This is a genomic window from Pseudodesulfovibrio sp. lm2024, assembly GCF_051175575.1.
Lineage (GTDB): Bacteria > Desulfobacterota > Desulfovibrionia > Desulfovibrionales > Desulfovibrionaceae > Pseudodesulfovibrio > Pseudodesulfovibrio caledoniensis.
On sequence record NZ_CP195092.1, the window covers coordinates 775,267 to 798,961 of the forward strand.

Consider the following 23,695-nt stretch of genomic DNA (forward strand, 5'->3'; position numbering starts at 1 on the left):
TTGATCCGGGGTCGGGTGTTTCAGTCGTACTTGGCGTGGCAGCGGCTCTTCTCGTGGACCAGCGTGTCCACGGCCGCGTGCATCCGCTCCAATTCGCCGGACTTGAAGGCCGCCTTGAGCTCCGCGCAGGCCTTGCCGTAGCTCTCGTAATATTCGTCCCCGTAGCCGGGGTAGGTGACCATCAGGGCCGAGTCGGCCAGAAAGGCGTCCACCGCCTCCTTGGGCGGCATGACCCCGTCGTGGGCCATCTTGACCAGCATCTTGAAGCTGGTGCGCATACGCTTCTTGAGGTCCTTGTACTTGGGCTTGACGATCTCGCCGTCCTCGCCCACCGCGTCGGGCGCGCACGGCTTGGCCGCCTTGAACTTGGCCTTGAGCCCGATCTGCCCGTATTCGTTCTTCACGGCGATCTTGATCTTGCGGAAGTCGTCCACGCAGGCGAATTCATCGTGGCCGCCGTTCTCCACGGCGTCCGCCAGTTCGCGGAAAAAGGCGGCCAATTCCTTGGGATCGAGATATCTGCTGATGGTCATGTCGTTGCTCATGGAAATCTCCCTTGAATATGAGTGGTTCGACCATACCGGGAAAACGTGCCGCAATACAATGCGCGTCGCGGAATTGTCACAATTGTTCACACAGCGGCCCGTGCCCGGCCACGGTCCGGCCTCCTGCCCGCAGCCATTCCATTTTGTTGTGAATGCTGGTACCGAACCCGTAATAGCCGGAGGTTTTCATGATACGCCTTATTGCCCGACTTGTCCTGGCCGTCGCGATCCTTTCGTGCCCGGTCGCGGCCCGCGCCCTGGACGTCACCCTGCTGCACGTCAACGACTCCCACTCCTACCTGGACCCCACCGCCGAAAAGATCGCCCCGCAGGGCAAGCCCACCTACGCCCGGCTGGGCGGCTGGGCGCGCCTGAAAAGCGTGGTGGACGGCGTGCGCGCCGAACAGGGCAACGTCGTCCTGCTCCACGCGGGCGACGCGGTGCAGGGCGGGCTCTACTACATGAAGTACGGGGGCAAGCCCGAGATGGAGCTGCTGGACCGGCTCGGCTTCGACGCCTTCACGCCCGGCAACCACGAGTTCGACCGGGGCGCGGTGTACCTGGCCCGGGTGCTGGGCTACACCAAGGTCCCGGTGGTCTGCGCCAACCTGGACGGTTCGGCGGTCCCGGACCTGGCCGCGCGGGTCCGGCCCTACATCATCGTGGAGCGGGGCGGCGACCGGATCGGGGTCATCGGCCTGATCACCCCGGACACCGAATTCATTTCCAGCCCCGGCGACGTCAAGTTCACGGACACGGTCCATACCGCGACCCTCCTCGTGCGCGAACTCCAGGCGCGCGGCGTGGACAAGATCGTGCTCCTGACCCACCAGGGGTTCGAGGCCGACAAGCGGCTGGCCGCCGAGGTCCCGGGCGTGGACGTCATCGTGGGCGGCCACTCCCACACCCTGCTCGGCAACGCCGGGACCGAGGCCATGGGGCTGCGCCCGGCCGCCGCCTATCCCACGGTGGTCAAGGGCGCGGACGGCAACGACGTGTACGTGGTCACGGCCTGGAAATGGGGCCGCGTGCTCGGCCGCCTGGACCTGACCTTCGACGACGCGGGCCGCGTCACCAGGGCCGAAGGCAAGCCCCTCCTGATCCTGGCCGACGGCTTCAAGCGCAAGAACGACGCCGGGCAGAAGATCGCATTAAAGGGCGCGGACCGCGAAGAGCTGCTCGCCTTCATCCAGTTCGACCCCGAGGCCGCCGTGGTGGACGCCGACCCGGCCGTGCGCAAGTTTCTCGGCCCGTTCAGCGAGGGCGTGGAGGCCATGCGCACCGAGGTCATCGGCGAGGCCGTCCTGCCCCTGCCGCACATCCGCGTGCCCGGCGTCACCGATTCCGGCGAGTCCCTGCCGCGCGGCAGCCTCATCGCGCCCCTGGTCTGCCAATCCATGCTCTTCCGGCTCAAGGGCACCGGCGAGCCCGCCGACATCGCCCTGCAGAACGCGGGCGGCGTGCGCGAGTCCGTGGACCAGGGCGACATCACCATGGGCACCGCCTACACGCTGCTGCCGTTCAACAATACCCTGGTCCTGCTCGGACTGACCGGCGAACAGATCAAAAAGGCGCTCGAAACCGGCGTGGACCGGGGCGGCGGGGCGTTCCTCTACGCAGGCGGGTTGCGCTACACCGCCGACATGCGCCGCCCCGAAGGCGGCCGCGTGCTCAGTGTCGACACCCTCGACAACGCGGGCAACTGGACGCCGCTCGACCCGACACGGACCTACCGCGTGGTCACCAACTCCTACCTCGCCTCGGGTGGCGACGGCTTCGATATCCTCAAATCCGCCGCGTCCAGCTACGACACCGGCTTTGTCGACGCCCAGGCGTTCATCGACTACGTCCGGCAACAACGCCTGCTCAAACCGCTGCCTACGACCGGCGTTACCTACATTCCCGCGAAATAGGCGGAGAATGCCTCCGGCGGGCCCTCGCCGGGCGGGCGTCTCCGACGGCCGGGGCGCTGCCCCGGACCCCGCCAGGGAACCCTTTGGGAAAAGGGTTCCCTGGACCCTCCCAAACCTTTTGTGTCGCCTGCGGCGAGGGCGTGTGCGCGAAATGGCGGCTCGTTTCGCGCGGGTGTTGGGTGGGCCCGGCTCGGCGGTGTCCCGAAGGATTCGCGCCGGACGTCCATGGTGCTCGGAGGGCCGTCCGGCGCGAACCCTTCGGGACGGTTGCCCACGCCGCCAGGCAGGGAGCGGGGCGAGAGAACGGGAGAAGGCGGCGTCTTGGACGACGGCGGGGGGGCTGCTTTATCGATCTGTCGCCGTCCGCGAAGCGGCAACAAAAAGTTTGGGAAAAGGAGGGGATGGGGGTCCGGGGGAAGGGGAGGAAAGAACCCTTTTCAAAGGGTTTTTCCTCCCCTTCCCCCGGCCGCCGGAGGCGCCACTCAGCAGTTTTGCCAGGTGCCGGATTCGGCGCTTTGGAACAGGGCGTCCACGGTGTGTTGGTTGGCGAAGGAGTCCATGATGGAGATGGGCGCGGGGGTGTCTTCGAGTATGGATTGGGCGAACGCTTCGGCCTGGAGGGTGTATTGGTCGCAGGGGGCGAAGGTAATGGTTCTGGTTTTGTCGTCCTGTTGGAGCAGGATTTCGGTGGGCTGGTCGGGCGGGGCGTTGAACGGGATGAGGATCTCGATGCGGCCCTTTTCGCCCAGGACGTTGACCCGCTGGTAGGGGGCCAGCTGGGTGGAGCAGGTGAAGGTGGACAGCCTGCCGTTGAAGTCGAGCATGCCCGAGAAGGTGCGGTCCGTGCAGAATCCGGGGTCGCGGTCCATCCAGCCGAAGGCGCGCCTGGGCTGGGCGTTGAACAGCAGGCGCGACAGGGAGACCTGGTAGCAGCCGATGTCCATGAGCCCGCCGCCGCCCATGTCGGCCTTGTTGCGGATATTGCCGGGGTCGGTGTTGAAATAGGAGAAGAAGGACTGGATCGTCGTCGGCGTGCCGATGGCCCCTTGGTCGACGAGCCGCTTGGCCTCCACCCATTGCGGGTGGAAGCGGTACATGAACGCCTCCATGACCTTGATGTCGGGGTGCGTGGCCTGGGCGTTGATCAGCCGGTTGACCTCGCCGTCGTTCAGGCCCATGGGCTTTTCGCAGAGCACATGCTTGTTCCGGGCCATGGCCTTGAGGGTCCATTCCACGTGCAGGTGGTTGGGCAGGGGGATGTAGACCGCGTCGATGTCCCGGTCGGCCAACAGTTCCTCGTAGCCGCCGTAGGCCTTGGGGATGCCGAGTTCCTCGGCGGCCTGTTGGGCGGCTTGCGCGTCGCGCGAACAGATGGCCGTGACCTCGCAGTTGTCGGCCCGCTGCATGCCGGGAATGACCTTGGTGCGGCCGATCTTGGCGGTGGACAGAACGCCGATGCGGATTTTCTTCATGGGCTCCCCCAGGGTTGACGGTGATTGCCGCCACCCAGTATAAACGGAATTCGTCACCACGCAAGCGCGGATATCCCCGCGATCCAGCCAACAACAACCGGAGAGAGCATGACCGCATTCGCCAACGTCACCATTAACAAAAAAGCCAACGTCTATTTCGACGGCAAGGTAACCAGCCGGACCATCACCCTGAGTGACGGCAGCGTGAAGACCCTTGGCATCATGCTGCCCGGCGAATACGAGTTCGGCACCGAAAAACCGGAATTCATGGAAATCACCGCCGGCGAGCTGTCCGTGCAGCTGCCCGGTTTCGACGAATGGGTGGCCGTGACCGCCGGGCAGAGCTTCAATGTCCCGGGCGAGTCCAAGTTCCGCCTCAAGGTCAGCTCCGTGACCGACTACTGTTGTTCTTACCTGGACTAGGAGGGACCGTGTCCGACGAAGGCCAGAGAATCGAGTTTGAAGGCAAGGGGCCCTATCTGTTTCAGGTCTTGGCCGATCCGCCCGAGGCCATGCTGCTGGAGGACCACGAGGTCTGCCTGTTCCAGTTCGGCCAGCTGTTTCTGCCCGTGGCCCTGTCCGCCTGCGGCCCCATGGCCGAGGCCCTGACCGAGATGTCGCAGGTCGCCGTGGGCCCGGAGCGCGAAGGCATGATCCCCCTGCAATTCGACCTCTCCGAGCCCCTGGAGCTGCCCCCCCTGACCGGCGTGGCCGGGACGAGCTTCCAGCACGGCGACGTCATCTATCTCGACGTGCGCTTCGGCGAGGCCGAGGCGCGGCTGTGTTTCTCCATACTGGCCGCCGCGGTCATCGGCCAGGTCCTGTCCCAGGTGGCCAGGTAGCGGACGGACCGATGGACCCGGCACGGCGTTTCCTGGACAGGCGGTTCGGGCCGCGCCGCACGGCGTGGCTCGCGCTGTGCCTGCTCCTGCTGGCCGTCCCCTGCCGGGCCCAACCCCTGCCGGCCTCCATCCTCCTGACCAGCGGGGAGTGGCCCCCGTTCTATTCCGCCTCCCTGCCCGGCGGCGGGTTCGCCAACCGCGTCATCCGCGAGAGCTTCGCCCTGGATGGGATTTCCGTCGATATTCTGTTCCTGCCCTGGCGCCGCGCCCTGGCCATGGCCGACCACGGACCTCCCGTGGGGTCGGCCGGCTGGCTGCCCATGGAGGAGCGCGAGAAACGGTTCCTCTTCAGCGACCCGGTCTTCACCTCGGACAGGGTCTTCTTCCACCGCAAGGACGTGCCTTTCGACTGGCGCAGGCTCGATGACGTACGCGACCTGCGCGTGGGCATCACCCTGGGCAGTGCCGAGGAGTTTCCGTTCAGGGATGTCCTGGCGCAAGGCAAGGGCAAGCTGGATGTGGCCGTGAGCTACGCGGCGGGCATGAAGATGCTCATCGCCGGGCGGGTGGACGTCTACGCCTGCAACAAGACCGTGGGCCTCTTCATCCTGGCCAACCGCGTCAGCATCGGTGCGGACCGGATCGCCTACAACCCCCGGCCGATCTTCACTGAGACCAACCACCTCATCCTCAGCCGCCGCCTGCCCTATGCCGAGGCGCTCATGGACCGCTTCAACCGGGGGCTGCGCAAACTGCGCGAAAGCGGCCGCTACGACCTGATCAGGCGGGAATATCCCGGCCTGAACTGACCTCTCCGCGCCCCCTGGCCGGGGGTTGTTTTCCCCTTCCCCCGGTTGACAAAGTGTCGTTTCTGTGATCTTTTTTCGGGTGTACCGCAAACGTTTGCGGCAACGTTTGCGGTGCCGACTGCAATGGGCTCGGAGAGACCGGGAGTCTTGGTCAAGACCTCTCTCCGGGGCGACCGTCAAGGGCTGAGGGGAAGACATGTTTTTCGAGGATCACCCGCACAGGCGGCTGAACCAGCTCACCGGCGAGTGGGTGCTGGTTTCTCCGCATCGCACCAAGCGGCCCTGGCAGGGCCAACAGGAGGCGCCCGACCGGGCGGCCTTGCCCGCCTATGACGAGCACTGCTACCTCTGCCCCGGCAATGGCCGGGCGGGCGGTGCGGTCAACCCGCAATATACGGACACCTTCGTCTTCACCAACGATTTCGCGGCACTGCTGCCCGAGCCGCCCGACGGCGGGCTCGCTCCCCGGAGCGACGGGTTGCTGGTGGCCGAGGCCGAGACCGGCACCTGCCGGGTCCTCTGCTATTCCCCGCGCCACGATCTGACCCTGGCCCGCCTGGGCACGGACCAGGCCGCGCGCGTGGTCGACGTGTGGTGCGACGAGTTCGCCCACCTGGGCTGGCGCGAGGATATCGGCTACGTCCAGATATTTGAGAACCGGGGCGCGGCCATGGGCTGTTCCAACCCGCACCCGCACGGTCAGATATGGGCCACCCGAAACGTGCCCATGTACCCGGCCACCGAGGACCGCCGCCAGGCCGGGCACCTGCGCGACCAGGGCAAATGCCTGCTCTGCGCCTACCTGGAGACCGAGCTGGCGCGGGGCGAGCGGATCGTCTTCGAGAACGACTCGTTCGCGGCCCTGGTGCCGTTCTGGGCCCTGTGGCCCTTCGAGGCCATGATCCTGCCCAAGGCGCACATGGCGAACATCCTGGAGATGACCCCGGCCCAGCGTCGGGACTTGGCCGACGCCATGGTCCGGCTGAACGTGCGCTACGACAATCTTTTCCAGACCTCGTTCCCCTATTCCATGGGCATCCACCAGGCCCCGACCGACGGGGGCGAGTACCCGCACTGGCATTTCCATCTGCACTACTATCCGCCACTGCTGCGCTCCCGGTCGGTCAAGAAGTTCATGGTCGGCTACGAGATGATGGCCATGCCCCAGCGCGACCTGACCGCCGAGTCGGCCGCCGCCCGGCTGCGCGAACAGTCCGAGGTCCACTACATGGACGGTCCGGGCTCCGGAGAGGGCGCGTAATGGCCACTGCGGCCGCATACGCGGAGGCCCTGCGCCGGGGAGCATTGGACCCGGTGCTGGCCGAGCTGTACCGGCCCGGGGACGTTGCGGCCCAACGCGCCCGCTATCTCGATCTCCTGGACTGCTTCGAGTCCCGCCTCGGGCCCGGCCCGGCGGCCCTTGTCCTGGCTCCCGGACGGACCGAACTGGGCGGCAACCACACCGACCACAACCTGGGCGTGGTCCTGGCCGCCGCCGTGCATTTCGACTGTCTGGCCGTTGCCCGGCCCAACGCCGACGGCGTGGTCCGCATCAAATCCAAGGGGTTCGACGGCGAGATCGTGGTGGACCTGGGCGACCTGGGCCCGAGGGCCGGGGAGGCGGACACCTCCATGGCCCTGGTGCGCGGGGTGGCCGCCGGGCTGGCAGGAAACGGCCGCAAGGTGGCCGGGTTCGACGCCTGCGTGGACGGCGAGGTGCCCATGGGCGCGGGCTTGAGTTCGTCGGCGGCCTTCGAGATTTTGGTCGGGCGGATATTCAGCGAACTTTTCAACGGCGGGGAGTGCCCCCCTCTGGAGCTGGCCGTGGCGGGCCGCGCGGCCGAGAACAACTATTTCGGCAAGCCGTGCGGGCTCATGGACCAACTCTCCTGCGCGGCCCAGGGCATCCTGTCCATCGACTTCGCGGACCCGGCCGAGCCCGTGATGCGTGAGGTGGACTTCGATTTCGAGCGCACCGGCTACCGGCTGGCCGTGGTCGACACCGGCGGCAGCCACGCGGACCTGACCCCGGATTACGCGGCCATCCCGGACGAGATGGGACGGGCCGCCCGCGCCCTGGGCCAGTCCCACGCGCGCGGGCTGACCGTGGACGCGGTCCTGGCCCACGCCGCGCGCATCCGCGAGGCGGCCGGGGACCGTGGGGTGCTCCGGCTCATCCATTTCATCGAGGAGACGGACCGCGCCGCCGAACAGGCCGGGGTCCTGGCCGCGGGGCGCATGGACGATTTCCTCCGTCTGGTCCGCCAATCCGGCGACTCCTCCTGGCGGCTGCTGCAGAACTGCATCTCGGCCACCGATCCCCTGGACCAGCCCATCCCCCTGGCCCTGATCCTGACCGAACGGTTCCTGCGCGGGCAGGGCGCGTGCCGCATCCAGGGCGGCGGGTTCGCCGGGACCATCCAGGCCTACGTGCCCGAAGCGCGCTTTACTGCCTACGCGGAGTACATGGAGGAGGTCTTCGGCCCGGGCGCGGTCATGCCGCTCAAGGTGCGCAGGCCCGGTTTCGAGCGTATCTTCCTGGACGGGGAGGAACGCGCATGAGCCAGTTCACCCTCAAGGACCTGGCCCGGACGCTCGGCGTGTCGCCGTCCACGGTGTCCCGCGCCCTGCGCGGCCACCCGGACATCAGCCCGGTCACCAAGCAGCGCGTGGCCGAGGCGGCCGAGAAGTACCACTACCACCCCAACCAGCTCGCCCAATCCCTGCAGAAGAAGCGCAGCAACGTCATCGGGGTCATCGTGCCCGCCATCCGGCACCATTTTTTCTCCAACGTCATCAGCGGAATAGAAGAACTCGCCTACGACAACGGCTACACCATCATGGTCTGCCAGTCCAACGAGACCCTGGCCCGCGAGATCCTCAACGTCCAAGCGTTGGTGGCCAACCGCGTGGCCGGGCTGCTCATCGCCATCTCGTCGGAGACCACCAGTTACGAGCACCTGGCGCGGGCCATGCGCCAGCACGTGCCCCTGGTCCAGTTCGACCGGGTGGTGGAGGAGCTGGATACCGGCAAGGTGGTGGTGGACGACTACGCGGCCTCCTTCGGCGCGGTGGAGCACCTCATCAAATGCGGCTACCGGCGCATCGGCCACATGGCCGGGCAGGACGGCATCGCCCTGAACCGCAAGCGGTTCGAGGGGTACCGCGACGCCCTTGCGGCCCACGGCCTGCCCCTGGAGGAGAAGTTCCACCTGCACGGCGGGTACCGCGAGGAGGACGGCCGGGCCGGGGCCGAGCGCTATCTGGCCATGGACGAGCTGCCCGAGGCCATCCTGGCCATCAACGACCCGGTGGCCGTGGGGCTGTACACCCGGTTCAAGGAAGCCGGGGTGCGCATCCCGGACGACGTGGCTCTGGTGGGCTTTTCCGACACCCCGGTGGCGGCGCTCATCGACCCGGCCCTGACCACGGTGTTCCAGCCCGCCTTCGACATGGGCCGGACCGCCGTGTCCCTGCTGTTGCGCCAGTTCGACGAGGGCGCGGACTTCGTGCCCGAGACCGTGGTGCTCCGGACGGAACTGCGCGTGCGGGGCAGCTCCGCCCCGAGGGGAGGACTATGCAACTGAGTTCGCGATCCTTCGGCACGACCCGGGACGACATTCCGGTGGAACTGTACACCCTGTGCAACACGGCGGGCATGGAGGCGGACATCGCCACCTACGGCGGCGCGCTGGTGCGGCTGACCGCGCCCGACCGGGACGGGAACCTGGCGGACGTGGTCCTTGGGTACGACACCCTGGACGGCTACCTGGACGATCAATGCTATTTCGGCAGGCTGGTGGGCCGGGTGGCCAACCGCATCGGCGGGGCGCGCCTGGTCCTGGACGGCCGGGAGTACCAGCTGGACCGCAACAACGGCCGCCACCACCTGCACGGCGGGGCGGGCGGGTTCCACAGCCGGGTCTGGAAGGCCGAGCCCATCGAGACCGGGGCGGGTCCCGCGCTGGTGTTGCGCTACGAGAGCCCGGACGGCGAGCAGGGCTACCCCGGCGATCTGGCGGTCTCGGCCATCTACACCCTGACCGACGACGGGCTGCGCCTGGACTTTTCGGCGGCCACGGACCGGCCCACGGCGGTCAATCTGACCGCCCACCCCTATTTCAACCTGAGCGGGCGGCCGGGAACCGACTGTCTGGGGCATGTCCTGACCATTCCGTCGCGGCGCTGCCTCGAGACCGACGCGGAGCTGATCCCCACCGGGTGCCTGAGCGAGGTGGCCGGAACGCCGCTCGACTTCATGGCCGGGGTTGCCATTGGCGCGCGCATTGGGCAGGATTTCCCGCCCCTCGTGAACGGCCACGGCTACGATCACTGCTACGTGCTCGACAGCCGGGCCGGGCTGCGGACTGCTGCTTCGGTGGTCGAGCCGGTCTCGGGCCGGGGCCTGGAGGTTCTGACCACGCAGCCGTGCGTGCAGTTCTATTCCGGCAATCACATCCCGGAAGGGTTGCCCGGCAAGGACGGCGCGGTATATGGTGAGAGGTCGGGACTGTGCCTCGAGCCCCAGGGGTTCGTGGACGCGCCCGGGCACGCTCCCTTCCCGGCGGTCACGCTGCGCCCCGGCGAGGCGTACAGGCAAACGATTTTGTACAGGTTTTTCGTGAAGTAGCGCAGCGATGCGCGCAGGCAAAAAGAGACGGTCAACATGGCTAACGTGCAATTGAAGAAAGTGGTCAAGCGGTACGGCGACGTGGAAGTGGTCCACGGTATCGATCTCGACATCCATGACAACGAATTCATCGTCCTGGTCGGGCCCTCGGGGTGCGGCAAGTCCACGGTGCTGCGCATGATCGCGGGGCTGGAAAAGATATCCGGCGGCGAGGTGTTCATCGGCGGCAGACTGGTCAACCAGGCCTCGCCCAAGGACCGCAACGTGGCCATGGTCTTCCAGAACTACGCCCTGTATCCGCACATGTCCGTGCGCGACAACATGGGCTTTTCCCTGAAGATGCGCAAAAAGCCGCGCGAGGAGATAGACGCCAAGGTGGACGAGGCGGCCCGGGTCCTGGAGCTGACCCCGTACCTCGACCGCAAGCCGTCCGAACTGTCCGGCGGCCAGCGCCAGCGCGTGGCCATGGGCCGGGCCATCGTCCGCCAGCCGGACGTGTTCCTGTTCGACGAGCCGCTGTCCAACCTGGACGCCCAGCTGCGCACCCAGATGCGCATGGAACTGCGCAAGATGCACATGAAGCTGGCGACCACGACCATCTACGTGACCCACGACCAGATCGAGGCCATGACCCTGGCCGACCGCATCGTCATCCTCAAGGACGGCTACATCCAGCAGGTGGGCACGCCCATCGACGTATTCGAGCGGCCCGCCAACGCGTTCGTGGCCCGGTTCATCGGCAACCCGCCCATGAACATCCTGGAAGGGACGTTCCGCGTGGAGGACGGCCGCCGCTATGTCCAGGCCGGACCGTCCAAGTTCCCGGTGGCCGAAGCCCAGGGCGGCCCCCTTCAGGACGGCTCGCCGGTGCTCGCGGGCATCCGGCCCGACTCCATCAAGATGGGCGACCGCATCGAGAAGCTGCCCAAGGAGTGGATGTGCCAGGGCGAGGTGGTGGTTTCCGAGATCCTCGGCGGGCACTCCCACCTGGAGATCGTGGTGGACGGCGAAAACGAGCTCCTCGCCGAGGTCGAGGGCAGGGTGGTGGCCCACCCCGGTGAGATCGTGCCCATAGGCTTCGAGTTCAACCGGATGGTCCTGTTCGACCCCGAGACACAAGAGGCTGTTTATTAAATTTGCGGTTTTATAACCGATTGATTTGATTGATACTTGATTGTCAGAAGTGGAGTTTGCAAACCTTTAGGAGGTACGTATGAAAAAGGCTTTTGCGAAGATGTTGATCGTGTTCGCGGCCGCGCTGCTCATCGGCGCTCCGCAGGCCGCCCAGGCCAGCGATCTGAAGGGTGAACTGGAGATTTTCTCCTGGTGGGCAGGCGACGAAGGTCCGGCCCTGGACGCCTTGATCGAGATTTACAAGAAACAGAATCCCGGCGTGAAGGTCATCAACGCCACCGTGACCGGCGGCTCCGGCGTCAACGCCCAGGCCGTGCTCAAGACCCGCATGCTCGGCGGCGAGCCGCCGGATTCCTTCCAGGTCCACGCGGGCCAGGAGCTCATCGGCACCTGGGTCAAGGCCGACCGCATGGAAGACCTGACCCCGCTGTTCAAGGAGCAGGGCTGGATGGACGTCTTCCCCGAAGGGCTGATCAAGCTGATCGGCACCGACAACGGCATCTGGTCCGTGCCGGTCAACATCCACCGCTCCAACGTCATGTGGTACATCCCGGCCAACCTGAAGAAATGGGGCGTACAGGCTCCCAAGACCTGGGACGACTTCCTGGCCATCGCGCCCAAGCTGAAGGGTGAGGGCGTGGTGCCCCTGGCCCTGGCCCAGAACTGGACCGCCAACCACCTGTGGGAATCCGTGGCCCTGGCCTCCATGGGCGCGGACAACTGGGATGCCCTGTGGTCCGGCAAGCTGCCCTTCGACTCCCCCGAAGTGGTCAAGGCGTGGGAACTGTTCGGCAAGGTCCTGCAGTACACCAACGCGGACGCCTCCTCCCTGTCCTGGCAGCAGGCCACCGACATGGTCGTGGACGGCCGCGCCGCCTTCAACGTCATGGGCGACTGGGCCGCGGGCTACATGTCCACCACCAAGAAGCTCGCCCCGGGCGAGGGGTATGGCTGGATCGCCTCCCCCGGCACCGACGGCACCTTCATGTTCCTGGCCGACTCCTTCGGCCTGCCCAAGGGCTCCCCGCACCGCGACAACGCCGTTGCCTGGCTGCAGGTTCTGGGCTCCAAGGAAGGTTCCGACGCCTTCAACCCGCTCAAGGGCTCCATCTCGGCGCGCAAGGACTCGGACCTGTCCAAGTACAACGCGTACTCGCAGTCTGCGGCCAAGGATTGGAACAGCAACCGCGTGGTCGGTTCCCTGGCCCACGGCGTGGCCGCCAACGACACCTTCAAGAACGGTTTCGCCTCCATCATGGAGATGTTCCTGAAGACCAAGAACCCCCAGGCCGCGTCCATGGCGTGCGCGCAGCTCGCCAAGAAGGCCGGCATCTAGCCTGAGAATATGAACCAGCCGTGCCGCGCCGGGAACCGTCCCGGCGCGGCACGGCCCGACCAACCGGATTTGCTTATGCGGGAAGCCTCGCTCGATAAATTGAAAGCGTTCCTGACGCTCCTGCCGTCCATGATCCTCATCGGCGTCTTCGTCTACGGGTTCATCGGCAACACCATCTGGACCTCCATGACCGACTGGGGCGGGACGGGCTCAATGGCCCTCGAACCGCAAAAGAATTTTGTCGGCCTGGAGAACTATATCGACTTATTCACCGGGTTCCTGGGCGGCGGTTTCCGCCAGGACCTGGTCAACGCAGTCTACTACTCGGTCATGCTCCTGGCCGGGGCCGTGGGACTGGGCATGTTCATCGCCATTCTGCTCGACCAGAAGCCCAAGGGCGAGGATCTGTTGCGAACCATCTTCCTTTACCCCATGTCCCTGTCCTTCATCGTCTCCGGGACCATCTGGCGCTGGCTGCTCGCCCCTCAGGGCGGGGTCAACGTCCTGCCCAAGTATTTCGGTTTCGAGCCGCTGACCTTCAGATGGCTGTCCAGCCAGGCGGCCATCCTGGTCTTCAACTGGCAGGACATCCTGCGCATCCTGGTCTACATAGCGGCCTTCATCCTGATCATGGTCGGCGTGTTCAAGCTGAAGAAGGACGCGGGCCGGGCCATGAAGCGCTGGCTCATCCCCGGCATCGTGCTCGGGGCCCTGGTCTGGGTCTTCGGCTCCATCCTTCCGGACGCCCTGTTCATGGAGGAGGAGCACGGCTTCAACCTGGCCACGCTGGGCATCATCATCGCCACCATCTGGCAGTACTCGGGCTACACCATGGCCCTGTACCTGGCCGGGTTCAACGGCATCTCCCAGGACCTGCGCGACGCGGCCATGCTCGACGGCGCGTCCCAGCTCGGCTACTACCGCCACGTGGCCATCCCCATGCTCAAGCCCATCACCATCTCGGCGGTGATCATCCTGTCCCACATCTCGCTGAAGATGTTCGATCTGATCTTCGCCATGACCGGCCCGGACAACGCGGCCACCGGCCACCCGGCCCTGAACATGTACCTGACCACCTTCCGGGGCAACGAGTTCGCCAAGGGCGCGGCCATCGCCATCGTCCTGTTCCTCATCGCGGCCATGTTCATCGTGCCCTATCTGGTCGGCCAATACCGTCAGCAGGGGAGGCACTAGATGAGCGTCCGGAAAATCACCCTTGGCAGCGTGTTCCTTTACGGAACCCTGGCCCTGCTGTCCCTGTTCTTCCTCATGCCCGCCTACATGGCGGCCGTGACCGCCCTGAAGCTGCCCGCGGACATCAGTCTGCCCACGGCATGGGAATGGCCGTCCGTGGTCAACTGGTCAAGCTTCTCCGACGCCCTGGCCAAGCTCAAGCCGGACTTCATCAACTCGCTCATCCTGACCCTCTGCGGCACGGCGGGGTCCACGGTGCTCGGCTCGCTCAACGGGTACGTCTTCTCCAAGTGGAAGTTCAAGGGTTCGGACGTGATCTTCACCCTGTTCCTGTTCGGCATGTTCATCCCGTACCAGGTCATCCTGATCCCCCTGTTCCAGACCCTGCGGGCCATGAACCTGTACGGCGGCCTGCCCGGTCTGATCCTGGCCCACATCGTCTACGGGCTGCCGATCACCTCGCTCATCTTCCGCAACTTCTACGCCCAGATCCCCACGGCCCTGATCGAATCGGCCAGGCTGGACGGCGCGGGTTTCTTCTCCATCTACCTGCGCATCGTCTTCCCCCTGTCCATCCCCGGGTTCGTGGTCACCTCCCTGTGGCAGTTCACCCAGATCTGGAACGAGTTTTTGTGGGGCATCTGCCTGACCCGCCACACGTCCAACCCCATCACCGTGGGCTTGGCCAACCTGGCTGGCGGCCAGGCCGTCACCTGGAACCTCCCCATGGCCGGCTCCATCTTGGCTGCTTTGCCGGTGCTGGCCATATATATCTTCCTGGGACGGTACTTCATCCGGGGCTTGTTGGCTGGTTCTGTGAAGGAGTAAGGTGGAGAGCGGCTTCCGATAGCGGGCCACCTGCACATTTTTTCCGGTGGGCTTTCACCGCAGTGTAGCCGTCTACATGAGGATGAAAGCCCACCGGAATAAAATGCACAGCCGACCCACTCTCGAAAGCCTTGTGCCAGCGCGGTAAAGAGAGCCGCTGTCGGGTGCTGCGCACCCGAGTCGCTCCATTAAGAGAAAGGCGGGGCCTTCGACTCATTAATGAGTCGGAGGCCCTTTTATGTGCGGACCGCCCCGCGTAGCGGCTATAAAAAGTTTCGGAAAGGATGGGGATGGGGGTCTGGGGGAAGGGGAAGGAAAAGCCCTTTTCAAAGGGTTTTCCTTCCCCTTCCCCCAGCCGCCGGAGGCGCAAAGGAAAAGGCCCGGACGGGTGTCCGGGCCTTTTTTTGGTGTATCTGTTTGTCGTCAGGGGGGCTTAATTGCTGTCGCGGTCTTCCTCTTCGGAAGAACGTTCGTCCTTGCTCTCCGAGATGTTTTCATCCCACAGCCCGCAGCTGGTGTCGATGCAGGAGAGGCACGGTCCGGGATAATCCATGTTGGGCATAGTCGCCTCCTGGGTAAGGGTATGACGAGGCCCGGCAGCAAAGGCCGGGCTATTTATACATGAACATACGTGATAAATAAGCACGAAGCCGGACTTGGCAAGGCCAGGGGCGAACAAAAAACGCAGGTGGTGAAAACGCGGCTGTTATGCGTGTTTCTGACAGTATCTGAGGAACTTCTGCGCCTCGACAAAGGCGGGGTTGATCTTCAGGGCCTGTTCGAGGTTGTTCACGCAGTGGTCGTTGTGTCCTTTTTCGAAGTAGACACGGGCCAGGTTGAAGTAGACGTTCTCGTCGGTGTCCACGATCTCGAGCGACTTCTCGTAGTAGCGGATGGACTCGTCGTAGTGGCCGTTCTTGCGCAGGGAGATGCCGAAGGAATTGAACTTCTGGCGGAACTCGAAGGTGAAGGCCTCCTCCAGGCCGAGCAGGGTGTCCAGGACCTTCTTGAGCTTGTCGAAGTCCTTTTTCTCGGAATAGACCTCGCCCAGCCCGTAGTTGGCCTCGATGTTCTTGTCGTCGATCATCAGGGCCTTGAGGAACTGGCGTTCGGCCTCGTCCAGGTCGCCTTTGACAAAGGCGTCCTGGCCCATCTCGATCTTTCGCCGCAGGGTCTCCAGGGCCGGGACAGTGTGCACCCGGTAGTATGTCGGTTCCGGGGTGTACTGCCGCAGGAAGTCCAGTTCGCCGAGCACGCTGCGCACGCCCGAAGGAACGTGGTGCGCGTTGAGGGGCTGGATCTCAAACTGGTCGGGAGAGAGCTGGCGGGCATACCAGTAGGTGACGTTGTCATGCCTGACAGAGGTGCCGCCCGTGCCCACTTCGGCATCGATTGACAATGAATATACACCGAGTATAGCCGGATAATCATCCACGGCTGAAGACTCCCTTGTTGTTCATTCTATACATGCGAGACGGATGAAAAGTAATGCAGGTCAAGGCATATATCAATACTTATTCTTAATCGTGTGTACGGTGAGGAACGCAAAAAGGCCCTGGGGAGGGCCTTTTTGCGGGTATGGCGGGGCGGAATCAGTTGCACGGCTTCCAGGGTTCGTTGACCTTGCGGTCGAACCCCTTGAGCGGAATGGTCTCCGGCAGCAGCTGCGCGACCAGGGGAGTGAACGGCTCGTAGTTGTAGAGCACGGCCACCTCGGCCAGCTGGCAGGGCGCGCCGGGGTCGTTGTCGATGCCGTCGCCCGAGGCCTGCACGTCGGGCCAGGAGCGGACGGATATCTCGATGTTGGACTGTTTCAGGGTGGTCAGCCCGGCCTGGGTGGCCTGGATGATGTCGTCCAGCCGGGTGCCTTCGTCCGCGCCTCGGCCGGTGGCGGCGTAGCGCGCGCCGAGCTGGGCGGCCTTCTGCACGGTCACGTAGGCGTACACGGCGTTGCCGCCTTCGATCACGGCCATGACGAGCATGAACATGATGGGCAGGATCAGGGCCGTTTCCACGGCGGCCAGCCCTGCGCGGCGGTTCTTGTTGCGGTTTCTGTGCATGGCTCAAACCTCCCTTAGAGCAGGCGCCAGCCGAGCTGCTTGCCGATCTGCTTGAAGATGTCGGGAATGTCGTACACGGACGGGGCGTCGAAGTAGTGGTCGTCGGTCCCCTGCTTGCTCGAGGCGATCTGCTTCATCAGGTTTATGTCGGTGTTGTCCGAGGTGCCGAAGCGGATGGCGAAGATCTCGATGCCCGCGTCCTTGGCCGCCTGGGCCTCGTCGAGCATATCCTGGTTGAGCACGCCGCCGTCCTCGCAGTGGGCGGTGTCCACGCCCATGCCGAAGTACGCGTTGGTCCAGTAGTTGTTGGGTCGGTAGGAGGCGCGGTAGGGCCCGCCGCACTCGCCGTCCTCGGTGTCGCCGTCGGTCAGCACGATCATGATCTTGCGGAAGTCTTCCTTGTCGCCGGCCTGGGTGAATGGCGGGGTCGGGGTGAGGATGTTGCGGCCCCACTTGATGCCCTCGGGGATGACCGTGCCCGAGGCCGCGCCCGTGGCGGTCTGGGAGTTGATGGCCGAGACGATGGCGCTCTTGTCCGTGCTCAGGGGCAGCACGGGCGGGATGCTGGAGCAGGTGTCCAGGGTGATGTAGGAACGGTAGTAGTAGGGCAGGGCGTAGTATTCGTCCATGAAGTCCTCGTGGATGCCCTGGTTCAGGGAACCGTCAGCGTTGACGCAACCTGTGGAGTAGCCGTCCACGTCCTCGCCCAGGCGGATCTTGCCGCGGAAGGGCACCAGGCCCACCTTGGTGTCCGGGGTGGTGCCGTCCGGGATGAGCAGGTCGGCCAGTTCGTTGGAGGCCTGCTTGACCAGGTCGATGGGCGTGCCTCGCATGGAGCCGGAGTTGTCGATGACGAAGACCACCTCAAGCTTGTTGAAGCCCGCCATGGCGTTGGCCTCCACATACTTGTCGGCCATGCCCAGGACCTCCATGAGGAGCATCTTGACCTCGGCCCGGGCCGTGACCTTGACGCTGCGGATTTCGGTGCCCGCCGAGATGTCCGTGACCTCGGCCGACTCCATGTTCTCCGCGACCATGTCGGTGACGGCCTTGCTGACCACGCCCTTGGACAGGTCCGGGTCGTAGGGCAGCTCCAGGCTTCCGGCCAGGGCGCCCGCGTCCACTGCGGCCTGCAGCCGGGTGTGGGTCAGGTACATGTTGCCCATGTCCACGGCGATGCCCGCCACACCCAGCAGGATGGGCAGCATCAGGGCCATGATGGCGCTGGTGGATCCCCTGCGGCGTTCCCTAGGGGAGCGGCATGGTGGTCTGCGCGACGAAGGTGAGCGGTCCGTCGTTGCCGAACAGGCCTTCGCTGTTATCCTGGCCGCTCTTTGATCCGAAAAGTTCGTAAACATAGGAAACCTCTACTGTGACGGTGTTGGCGTCGGGGTCGGTGGTCACGTTGGTGGACAGTTTGTCTTGGTCGAGATCGGCGACCACGGCGGCCACCAGGGCCTCCACGTCGGCGCTCTCGCCTTCCATGAGCACGTGGCGGGCTCCTTCGCGGCTGGCTTCCACCAGGGAGGAGTAGGTGTGCATGGCGTTGCCGCCCTCCACCATTAGCAGGATCAGAAGCGCCATGACGGGGAGCAGCAGGGCGAACTCCACTGCGGCCATCCCCCGGCGTCTTTCGTCTCTCTTTCTCATTCCCGTTCTCCTTGCATTCCAAAAATGGTCCGGCGGAAGGCCGGTTCCATCGTATGAAGCATTGTACGTGCCAAGGGTGGAGGGGGCGGCCGGAGATATGCATGCAACAGCTTGTTTCAATAGAATAAAATTTTTTTGTGACCTATTGTCCCGAATGTGCGTAATAGGTCGGGCCGAGAGGCTTTATCTATTTTTTGTGGATAAGCGTCGCGGTTTCCTGTAGGGTTGCCCTTGGGCGGGAACAACACCATCAGGGAGCAGATCCGTGGCCGAGAAAATTCTTGTGGTCGACGACGACCGCGCCTTCCAGGGAATGCTGGTCGAGGCGATGGCCGACAAGGGCTACGTGGTGGAGACCGCAGCCAGCGCCGAGGACGGCCTGAAAAAGGCCGGGGCGGCGAATTTCGACCTCATCCTGCACGACATCCAGCTGCCCGGCATGTCCGGGCTGGAGGCGTTGCAGCACCTGGCCGAGGTGGCCCCGGGCGTGGACGTCATCGTCATGACCGGTTTCGGCTCCAAGGAGACCCGGGCCACGGCCATGCGGCAGGGGGCCTACGACTATTTCGAGAAGCCGTTCCCCCTGCGCGAGCTGGAGGAGGTGGTTCGGCGCGCCATGGAGAAGCGCCACCTCATGGTGGAGCTGGCCGAGCTGAAACGGCACGGCGGGACCAGCCCGCTGAACAACATCATCGGGCACAGCGCGCCCATGATGGCGGTCAAGGAGCGCATCGCCCGGGTGGCCGAACTCAACGCGGACGTGCTCATCATGGGCGAGACCGGCACCGGCAAGGAGCTGGTGGCCGACACCATCCACGCCCTGAGCGCGCGGGCCAAGGCCCCGTTCGTCAAGATCAACTGCGCGGCCATCCCCGAGAACCTCATCGAGTCCGAGCTGTTCGGCCACGAGAAGGGGGCCTTCACCGGGGCCACGTCCATGAAGCAGGGCAAGTTCGAGCTGGCCAAGGGCGGCTCGCTGATGCTCGACGAAATAGGCGACATGCCCCTGCACCTGCAGCCCCGGCTGTTGCGCGCCGTGGAGCAGAAGCAGGCCGAGCGCGTGGGCGGGACCAAGCCCATCCAGTACGACGTACGCATCATCGCGGCCACCAACCAGGAGCTGGAGCAGCGGGTCCAGGACGGCGAGTTCCGTAGCGATCTATACTACAGACTCAACGTAGCCACCCTGATCCTGCCCCCCCTGCGTGAGCGCAAGTCCGACCTGCCGCAGCTGGCCGAGTTCTTCCTGGATCGGGCCAACCGCAGGCTCGGCACGGACATCACCGGGGTCTCGGCCGAGGCCATGGAGATATTCTTCAACTACGACTGGCCGGGCAATGTGCGCCAGTTCGCCAACGCCGTGGAGCGCGCGGCCATCTTCTGCACCTCCACCCGGATCACCCCGGCTGAGGTGGACCAGGCCTTTTCCAACACCCGCCCGGCCGAGGACAGCGGCGTGTACATGCCCACCGGCCAGGGGCTGCCCCTGAAACAGGCCCTCATGGAGTACGAGAAGACCCTGATCGAGAACGCGCTCAGGGGGTGCGGCGGGGTCCAGACCGAGGCCGCCGCCGCCCTGGGCGTGTCGGCCAAGAACCTCTGGAACAAGTTGCGCAAGCACGGTATCGATCCGGCATTGTTCAAGAAATAGCCCTTATTCCAGCCCCCGGCCGCCAGTTTCCGGCATTCGGAGAGGGGGCGTTATCCACATTTTGTGGTCCCTCCACACCCGTAAAGTCTCCCTCCAAGGTAGATTTTCCAGTCTTTTTGCCCGCAGGACCGGTGTTTCTGCGTCCTTTTGCACATGGGTACACAAAAAATAGATTACAGTAACATACTGTATTGATGGGATAAATTGATTTGAGGGAAAGGCGTTCCGGATTCGGGCGCTCCACTAATCGTGGATTATGCGGTTTCGGGAAGGCTCACGGGCCGCTTCCGGGACAGGCGGCTCGGGAATTTGTAAATTTTATTTCAAATAATGACGGCGGGTTGCTAATAAATTTTAAACGCGGTTCTCCGCGATGGCACACGGGTTGCTTTATGCTGGGCGTGGCTGGTGCTGAAAGGCACTAAAAAATTTAAGACCAGAATTTAAACCAAGGAGAACGACAATGACCAAGCTGATGAACCTCATTCGTGACGAAGAAGGCGCAACCGCCATTGAGTACGGCCTGATCGCCGCCCTGATCGCCGCCGGTATCGTGGCCGCTACCTCCGCCCTGGGCGACCAGGTTGTGAGCACCTTCGACTACATCACCGGCCAGATGTCCGCCGCGACCACGACCGGTAGCTAGAAAAGAAGTAATGCTAACCGTTTAACGGAAGCAGCCAGAGCAGCCGAACCGGGGCTTTCGGGATGGTCCCGTAAGCCCCGGTTTTGTCTCCGGGGGAAAGCGGAGACAACAAGCGGCCGGCTCGGCACCTCGGGGGAACCATGGATATTCTCATCGTCATCGCACTCGCGATCGCACTGGTGACGGCCACCGTCACCGACATCCGCAACCAGCGCATCTACAATTGGCTGACCTTCCCGCTCATTCTCGCGGGACTGGCCACGCACACCGTGTTCGGCGGCTTCGCCGGGCTGAAGTTCGCAGCCTACGGCTTCGCGCTCGGGTTCGTGGCCATGGTCATCCCGTATTTCATGGGCGTCATGGGTGCGGGCGACGTCAAGCTCATGGCCGGCATCGGCGCATGGCTCGGCGTGGAAGCGACACTGACCGCCTTCCTGTTCACCTGCATCGCAGGCGGAATCTACGCCCTGGCCGTCCTGGCCACCAACCGGGAAATCCTCAAGAGGGTCCTGCGCAACATCGCGGCCACTTTCTCCGTGTTCATGGCCACCCGCAAGTTCGAGTTCGCTCCCGTCACCGCCGAAAACGCCATGCCGAGGCTCTGCTACGGCGTGGCCATCGCCGTCGGAACCGTGGTCGCCATGGGCATGCACGCCTGGCTGACCGGCTCCGTGCACGTCGGCTACTAAAGGAGGGACGTCATGAGCAAGTCCACCAGAGCCTTAGTTCAGATCACCCTGTCCCTGATCCTCGCCATCATCGCGGGCGTGATCATCTTCAAGTGGACCAACGGCGTGAAGCAGACCGCCCCCGTGGCCGCCGTGGAAGACACCGTGCCCGTGGTCGTGGCCAAGACCGATCTGGGACGCGGGGTCAAGCTGACCGAGGAGATGCTCGAGGTGCGCAAGTTCACCAAGGCGTCCCGCCCCTCCGGCGCTTTTTCCGAGCCCATGCAGCTCAAGGGCCGCGTGCTCAACCAGGCCGTGGGCCAGGGCGACGCCCTGACCCCCATCAAGCTGGCCGACAAGTCCATCATGGGCGGCGGCGTGTCCGCGCTGATCACCCCGGGCAAGCGGGCCATGGCCGTCAAGGGCAACGAGGTCATGGGGCTGTCCGGCTTCGTCCGTCCCGGCGACCGGGTGGACGTCATCGTCTCCCTGACCGTGGGCCGCGAAGAGAAGCCCGTGACCAAGCTGGTCCTGGAGCGGGTCAAGGTCATCGCCACCGGCACCCAGCTGACCCCGCCCAACGAGGAAGGCAAGACCGCGTCGGTGGGCGTGTACACCCTGGAGTTGAGCCCGTCCGAGTCCGAGCGGCTCGCCCTGGCGTCCACCCAGGGGACCCTGCATTTCGCCCTGCGCAACGAACAGGACAACGCCGACGTGCGCACCGTCGGGACCACGGTGCCCCGGACCCTGGCCGCCCTGCGGCCCAAGGGGGACTCCGGGCAGGTCCGGCAGACCAAGCGCAGCATCAACATCGACGTTATCACCGGTACGGACCGTTCGTCGGTCAAGTTCTAGGAGCGGGTGAAATGAAGAATACAAGAACCATACATTATTCCCTGATCATACTGCTCGCCGGGCTGGTCGTACTGACCGCCTCCGTGGCCTGGGCACGTGTGGTCAAGACCGACAGGCCGGAAGTGCTCTCCATGATCGTGGGCGAATCCACCGTGATCACCACGGATCGGGACATCAGCCGCGTCTCGCTCGGCTCGGACACCGTTTGTTCCCTCGTCATCCTGTCTCCCAAGGAAATATACCTGACCGCCAACGAAATCGGCTATACCACCCTGACCCTGTGGACCGGGGACAAGGTCTCCGAAATCTACGACATCGCCGTGGACCCGGACACCACCCGCTTGAAGAGGATGATCTACGACCTGCTGCCGGGCGAGAACAACGTCCGCGTGCTGACCAACGGCAACTCCGTGACCCTGTCCGGGCAGGTGTCCAGCGCGGCCAACCTGGCCTCGGTGGTCTCCCTGGCCGAGGCGGCCGCTCCGGGCCGCGTGGTCAACCTGCTGACCGTGGACGGCATCCAGCAGGTCATGCTCGAGGTCCGCGTGGCCGAGATGTCCCGCTCCGTGACCAAGCGGCTGGGCATCAACTTCGCGGCCATCGGCTCCAACTTCTCCATCTACTCGATCATCAACAACCTGACCAAGTTCAACGCCGAGGACAACGTCTTCGAGCTGACCGACAACATCAACTTCACCGGCACCTACCGGTCCGGGGGCACGACCCTGTTCGGCATGATCGACGCGCTCAAGGCCAACGGCCTGGTGCGCATGCTGGCCGAGCCGAACCTGACCTGCGTGTCCGGCGAATCCGCCGAGTTCCTGGTGGGCGGCGAGGTGCCCATCCCCATGCCGAGCGCGCTCGGCACCGTGGGCATCGACTACAAGCCGTTCGGCATCGCGCTGAAGTTCACGGCCACGGTCATGTCGTCGGGCCACATCAACCTCCAGGTCAATCCCGAGGTCTCCGAGCTCGACTACTCCAAGTCCCTGTCCGTGTCCGGCTATGAGATCCCGACCATCTCCACCCGCAGGGCCAACACCGTCATCGAGCTGGGCGACGGCCAGTCTTTCGCCATCGCCGGACTGATCAGCGACTCCCTCAAGGAGAACAGCGCCAAGTTCCCGGGCCTGGGCGAGATCCCCGTGCTCGGCAACCTGTTCAGCTCCAAGGAATTCGCCTCCAACAAGACCGAGCTGGTCGTGCTGGTCACCGCCCATCTGGCCAAGCCGGTGGACATGGCCTCCCAGACCCTGCCCACGGACGGGTTCCGCGAGCCGGACGACAAGGAATTCTACCTCTTCGGGCTGCTGGAAGGGCAGGACGGTTCCAGCGGGAGCGGAACCACCCGCACCGCGGCCAAGGGCGCCGCCGACCCGGGCACCGTGATCCGTCCGGAATCCGGCTTCGACGGTGATTTCGGCCACTCCTGGCCCAACTAGAGCGCAAGAGCGGAGGAGCG

At 64.7% G+C, this 23,695-nt stretch carries 24 protein-coding genes; 17 read left to right on the plus strand and 7 right to left on the minus strand.

Features of this window, described 5'->3' with window-relative positions:
* Window positions 1–20: 20 nt before the first annotated feature.
* On the minus strand, window positions 21–545 hold the full coding sequence (locus tag ACR42D_RS03495; RefSeq protein ID WP_484565479.1) for a GAK system XXXCH domain-containing protein: 525 nt from the start codon (window positions 543–545) through the stop codon (window positions 21–23).
* A gap of 188 nt (window positions 546–733) precedes the next feature.
* Here ACR42D_RS03495 and ACR42D_RS03500 point away from each other — a divergent pair, with 188 nt between their 5' ends.
* The gene (locus ACR42D_RS03500; RefSeq protein WP_484565480.1) at window positions 734–2,458 is read left to right on the plus strand and encodes a bifunctional metallophosphatase/5'-nucleotidase; all 1,725 of its coding nucleotides are present in this window, start codon (window positions 734–736) and stop codon (window positions 2,456–2,458) included.
* Between the two features lie 482 nt (window positions 2,459–2,940).
* Here the strand turns inward: ACR42D_RS03500 and ACR42D_RS03505 are convergent, their stop codons facing one another.
* Entirely contained in the window at window positions 2,941–3,930 is a 990-nt protein-coding gene (locus ACR42D_RS03505; RefSeq protein WP_484565481.1) for a Gfo/Idh/MocA family protein, read from the minus strand.
* A 108-nt stretch (window positions 3,931–4,038) separates the two neighbouring features.
* Between ACR42D_RS03505 and ppnP the strand changes: the two genes are divergently transcribed.
* The 11 genes from ppnP to ACR42D_RS03560 all read left to right on the plus strand — a co-directional run bounded on the left by ppnP (window position 4,039) and on the right by ACR42D_RS03560 (window position 14,703).
* On the plus strand, window positions 4,039–4,353 hold the full coding sequence (gene ppnP / locus ACR42D_RS03510) for a pyrimidine/purine nucleoside phosphorylase (protein ID WP_484565482.1): 315 nt from the start codon (window positions 4,039–4,041) through the stop codon (window positions 4,351–4,353).
* Between the two features lie 8 nt (window positions 4,354–4,361).
* On the plus strand, window positions 4,362–4,772 hold the full coding sequence (locus ACR42D_RS03515; protein ID WP_484565483.1) for a hypothetical protein: 411 nt from the start codon (window positions 4,362–4,364) through the stop codon (window positions 4,770–4,772).
* Between the two features lie 11 nt (window positions 4,773–4,783).
* The gene (locus tag ACR42D_RS03520) at window positions 4,784–5,581 is read left to right on the plus strand and encodes a substrate-binding periplasmic protein (protein ID WP_484565484.1); all 798 of its coding nucleotides are present in this window, start codon (window positions 4,784–4,786) and stop codon (window positions 5,579–5,581) included.
* 196 nt (window positions 5,582–5,777) lie between these two features.
* Window positions 5,778–6,842 carry a UDP-glucose--hexose-1-phosphate uridylyltransferase gene (locus ACR42D_RS03525; RefSeq protein WP_484565485.1) on the plus strand — a complete coding sequence of 355 codons (1,065 nt, stop codon included), beginning with the start codon at window positions 5,778–5,780 and terminating at the stop codon, window positions 6,840–6,842.
* Window positions 6,842–8,143, plus strand: a complete 1,302-nt coding sequence (locus tag ACR42D_RS03530; protein WP_484565486.1) for a galactokinase — start codon at window positions 6,842–6,844, stop codon at window positions 8,141–8,143. The genes ACR42D_RS03525 and ACR42D_RS03530 overlap by 1 nt, the downstream gene beginning before the upstream one ends.
* Window positions 8,140–9,168, plus strand: a complete 1,029-nt coding sequence (locus ACR42D_RS03535; protein ID WP_484565487.1) for a LacI family DNA-binding transcriptional regulator — start codon at window positions 8,140–8,142, stop codon at window positions 9,166–9,168. The genes ACR42D_RS03530 and ACR42D_RS03535 overlap by 4 nt, the downstream gene beginning before the upstream one ends.
* Window positions 9,159–10,211 carry an aldose epimerase family protein gene (locus ACR42D_RS03540; RefSeq protein WP_484565488.1) on the plus strand — a complete coding sequence of 351 codons (1,053 nt, stop codon included), beginning with the start codon at window positions 9,159–9,161 and terminating at the stop codon, window positions 10,209–10,211. Before ACR42D_RS03535 ends, ACR42D_RS03540 begins: the two co-directional genes overlap by 10 nt.
* A gap of 36 nt (window positions 10,212–10,247) precedes the next feature.
* Entirely contained in the window at window positions 10,248–11,345 is a 1,098-nt protein-coding gene (locus ACR42D_RS03545) for an ABC transporter ATP-binding protein (RefSeq protein ID WP_484565489.1), read from the plus strand.
* Between the two features lie 79 nt (window positions 11,346–11,424).
* Window positions 11,425–12,681, plus strand: coding sequence for an ABC transporter substrate-binding protein (locus ACR42D_RS03550; protein WP_484565490.1), 1,257 nt, complete (start codon window positions 11,425–11,427; stop codon window positions 12,679–12,681).
* Between the two features lie 75 nt (window positions 12,682–12,756).
* On the plus strand, window positions 12,757–13,875 hold the full coding sequence (locus ACR42D_RS03555) for a carbohydrate ABC transporter permease (protein WP_484565491.1): 1,119 nt from the start codon (window positions 12,757–12,759) through the stop codon (window positions 13,873–13,875).
* Entirely contained in the window at window positions 13,876–14,703 is an 828-nt protein-coding gene (locus tag ACR42D_RS03560; RefSeq protein ID WP_484565492.1) for a carbohydrate ABC transporter permease, read from the plus strand.
* A gap of 433 nt (window positions 14,704–15,136) precedes the next feature.
* Here ACR42D_RS03560 and ACR42D_RS03565 read toward each other — a convergent pair whose 3' ends face one another.
* The 5 genes from ACR42D_RS03565 to ACR42D_RS03585 form a co-directional block, all read right to left on the minus strand.
* Window positions 15,137–15,265: a hypothetical protein gene (locus tag ACR42D_RS03565; RefSeq protein WP_484565493.1), complete on the minus strand. Its 129-nt coding sequence runs from the start codon at window positions 15,263–15,265 to the stop codon at window positions 15,137–15,139.
* A gap of 144 nt (window positions 15,266–15,409) precedes the next feature.
* Window positions 15,410–16,102, minus strand: a complete 693-nt coding sequence (locus ACR42D_RS03570; RefSeq protein ID WP_484565494.1) for a tetratricopeptide repeat protein — start codon at window positions 16,100–16,102, stop codon at window positions 15,410–15,412.
* A gap of 193 nt (window positions 16,103–16,295) precedes the next feature.
* Window positions 16,296–16,763, minus strand: a complete 468-nt coding sequence (locus ACR42D_RS03575; RefSeq protein WP_484565495.1) for a TadE/TadG family type IV pilus assembly protein — start codon at window positions 16,761–16,763, stop codon at window positions 16,296–16,298.
* A gap of 14 nt (window positions 16,764–16,777) precedes the next feature.
* Complete coding sequence (locus ACR42D_RS03580; RefSeq protein ID WP_484568434.1) at window positions 16,778–18,085, minus strand: vWA domain-containing protein; 1,308 nt, start codon at window positions 18,083–18,085, stop codon at window positions 16,778–16,780.
* The gene (locus ACR42D_RS03585) at window positions 18,012–18,413 is read right to left on the minus strand and encodes a TadE/TadG family type IV pilus assembly protein (protein ID WP_484565496.1); all 402 of its coding nucleotides are present in this window, start codon (window positions 18,411–18,413) and stop codon (window positions 18,012–18,014) included. Before ACR42D_RS03585 ends, ACR42D_RS03580 begins: the two co-directional genes overlap by 74 nt.
* Before the next feature lie 265 nt (window positions 18,414–18,678).
* Between ACR42D_RS03585 and ACR42D_RS03590 the strand changes: the two genes are divergently transcribed.
* From ACR42D_RS03590 to ACR42D_RS03610, 5 genes are all read left to right on the plus strand, one after another.
* Entirely contained in the window at window positions 18,679–20,064 is a 1,386-nt protein-coding gene (locus ACR42D_RS03590; RefSeq protein WP_484565497.1) for a sigma-54-dependent transcriptional regulator, read from the plus strand.
* Between the two features lie 463 nt (window positions 20,065–20,527).
* Window positions 20,528–20,710: a Flp family type IVb pilin gene (locus ACR42D_RS03595; RefSeq protein WP_014323577.1), complete on the plus strand. Its 183-nt coding sequence runs from the start codon at window positions 20,528–20,530 to the stop codon at window positions 20,708–20,710.
* A 140-nt stretch (window positions 20,711–20,850) separates the two neighbouring features.
* Complete coding sequence (locus ACR42D_RS03600; protein WP_484565498.1) at window positions 20,851–21,399, plus strand: A24 family peptidase; 549 nt, start codon at window positions 20,851–20,853, stop codon at window positions 21,397–21,399.
* A 12-nt stretch (window positions 21,400–21,411) separates the two neighbouring features.
* Complete coding sequence (gene cpaB, locus ACR42D_RS03605) at window positions 21,412–22,233, plus strand: Flp pilus assembly protein CpaB (protein WP_484565499.1); 822 nt, start codon at window positions 21,412–21,414, stop codon at window positions 22,231–22,233.
* An 11-nt stretch (window positions 22,234–22,244) separates the two neighbouring features.
* The gene (locus ACR42D_RS03610; RefSeq protein ID WP_484565500.1) at window positions 22,245–23,675 is read left to right on the plus strand and encodes a type II and III secretion system protein family protein; all 1,431 of its coding nucleotides are present in this window, start codon (window positions 22,245–22,247) and stop codon (window positions 23,673–23,675) included.
* Window positions 23,676–23,695 lie beyond the last annotated feature (20 nt).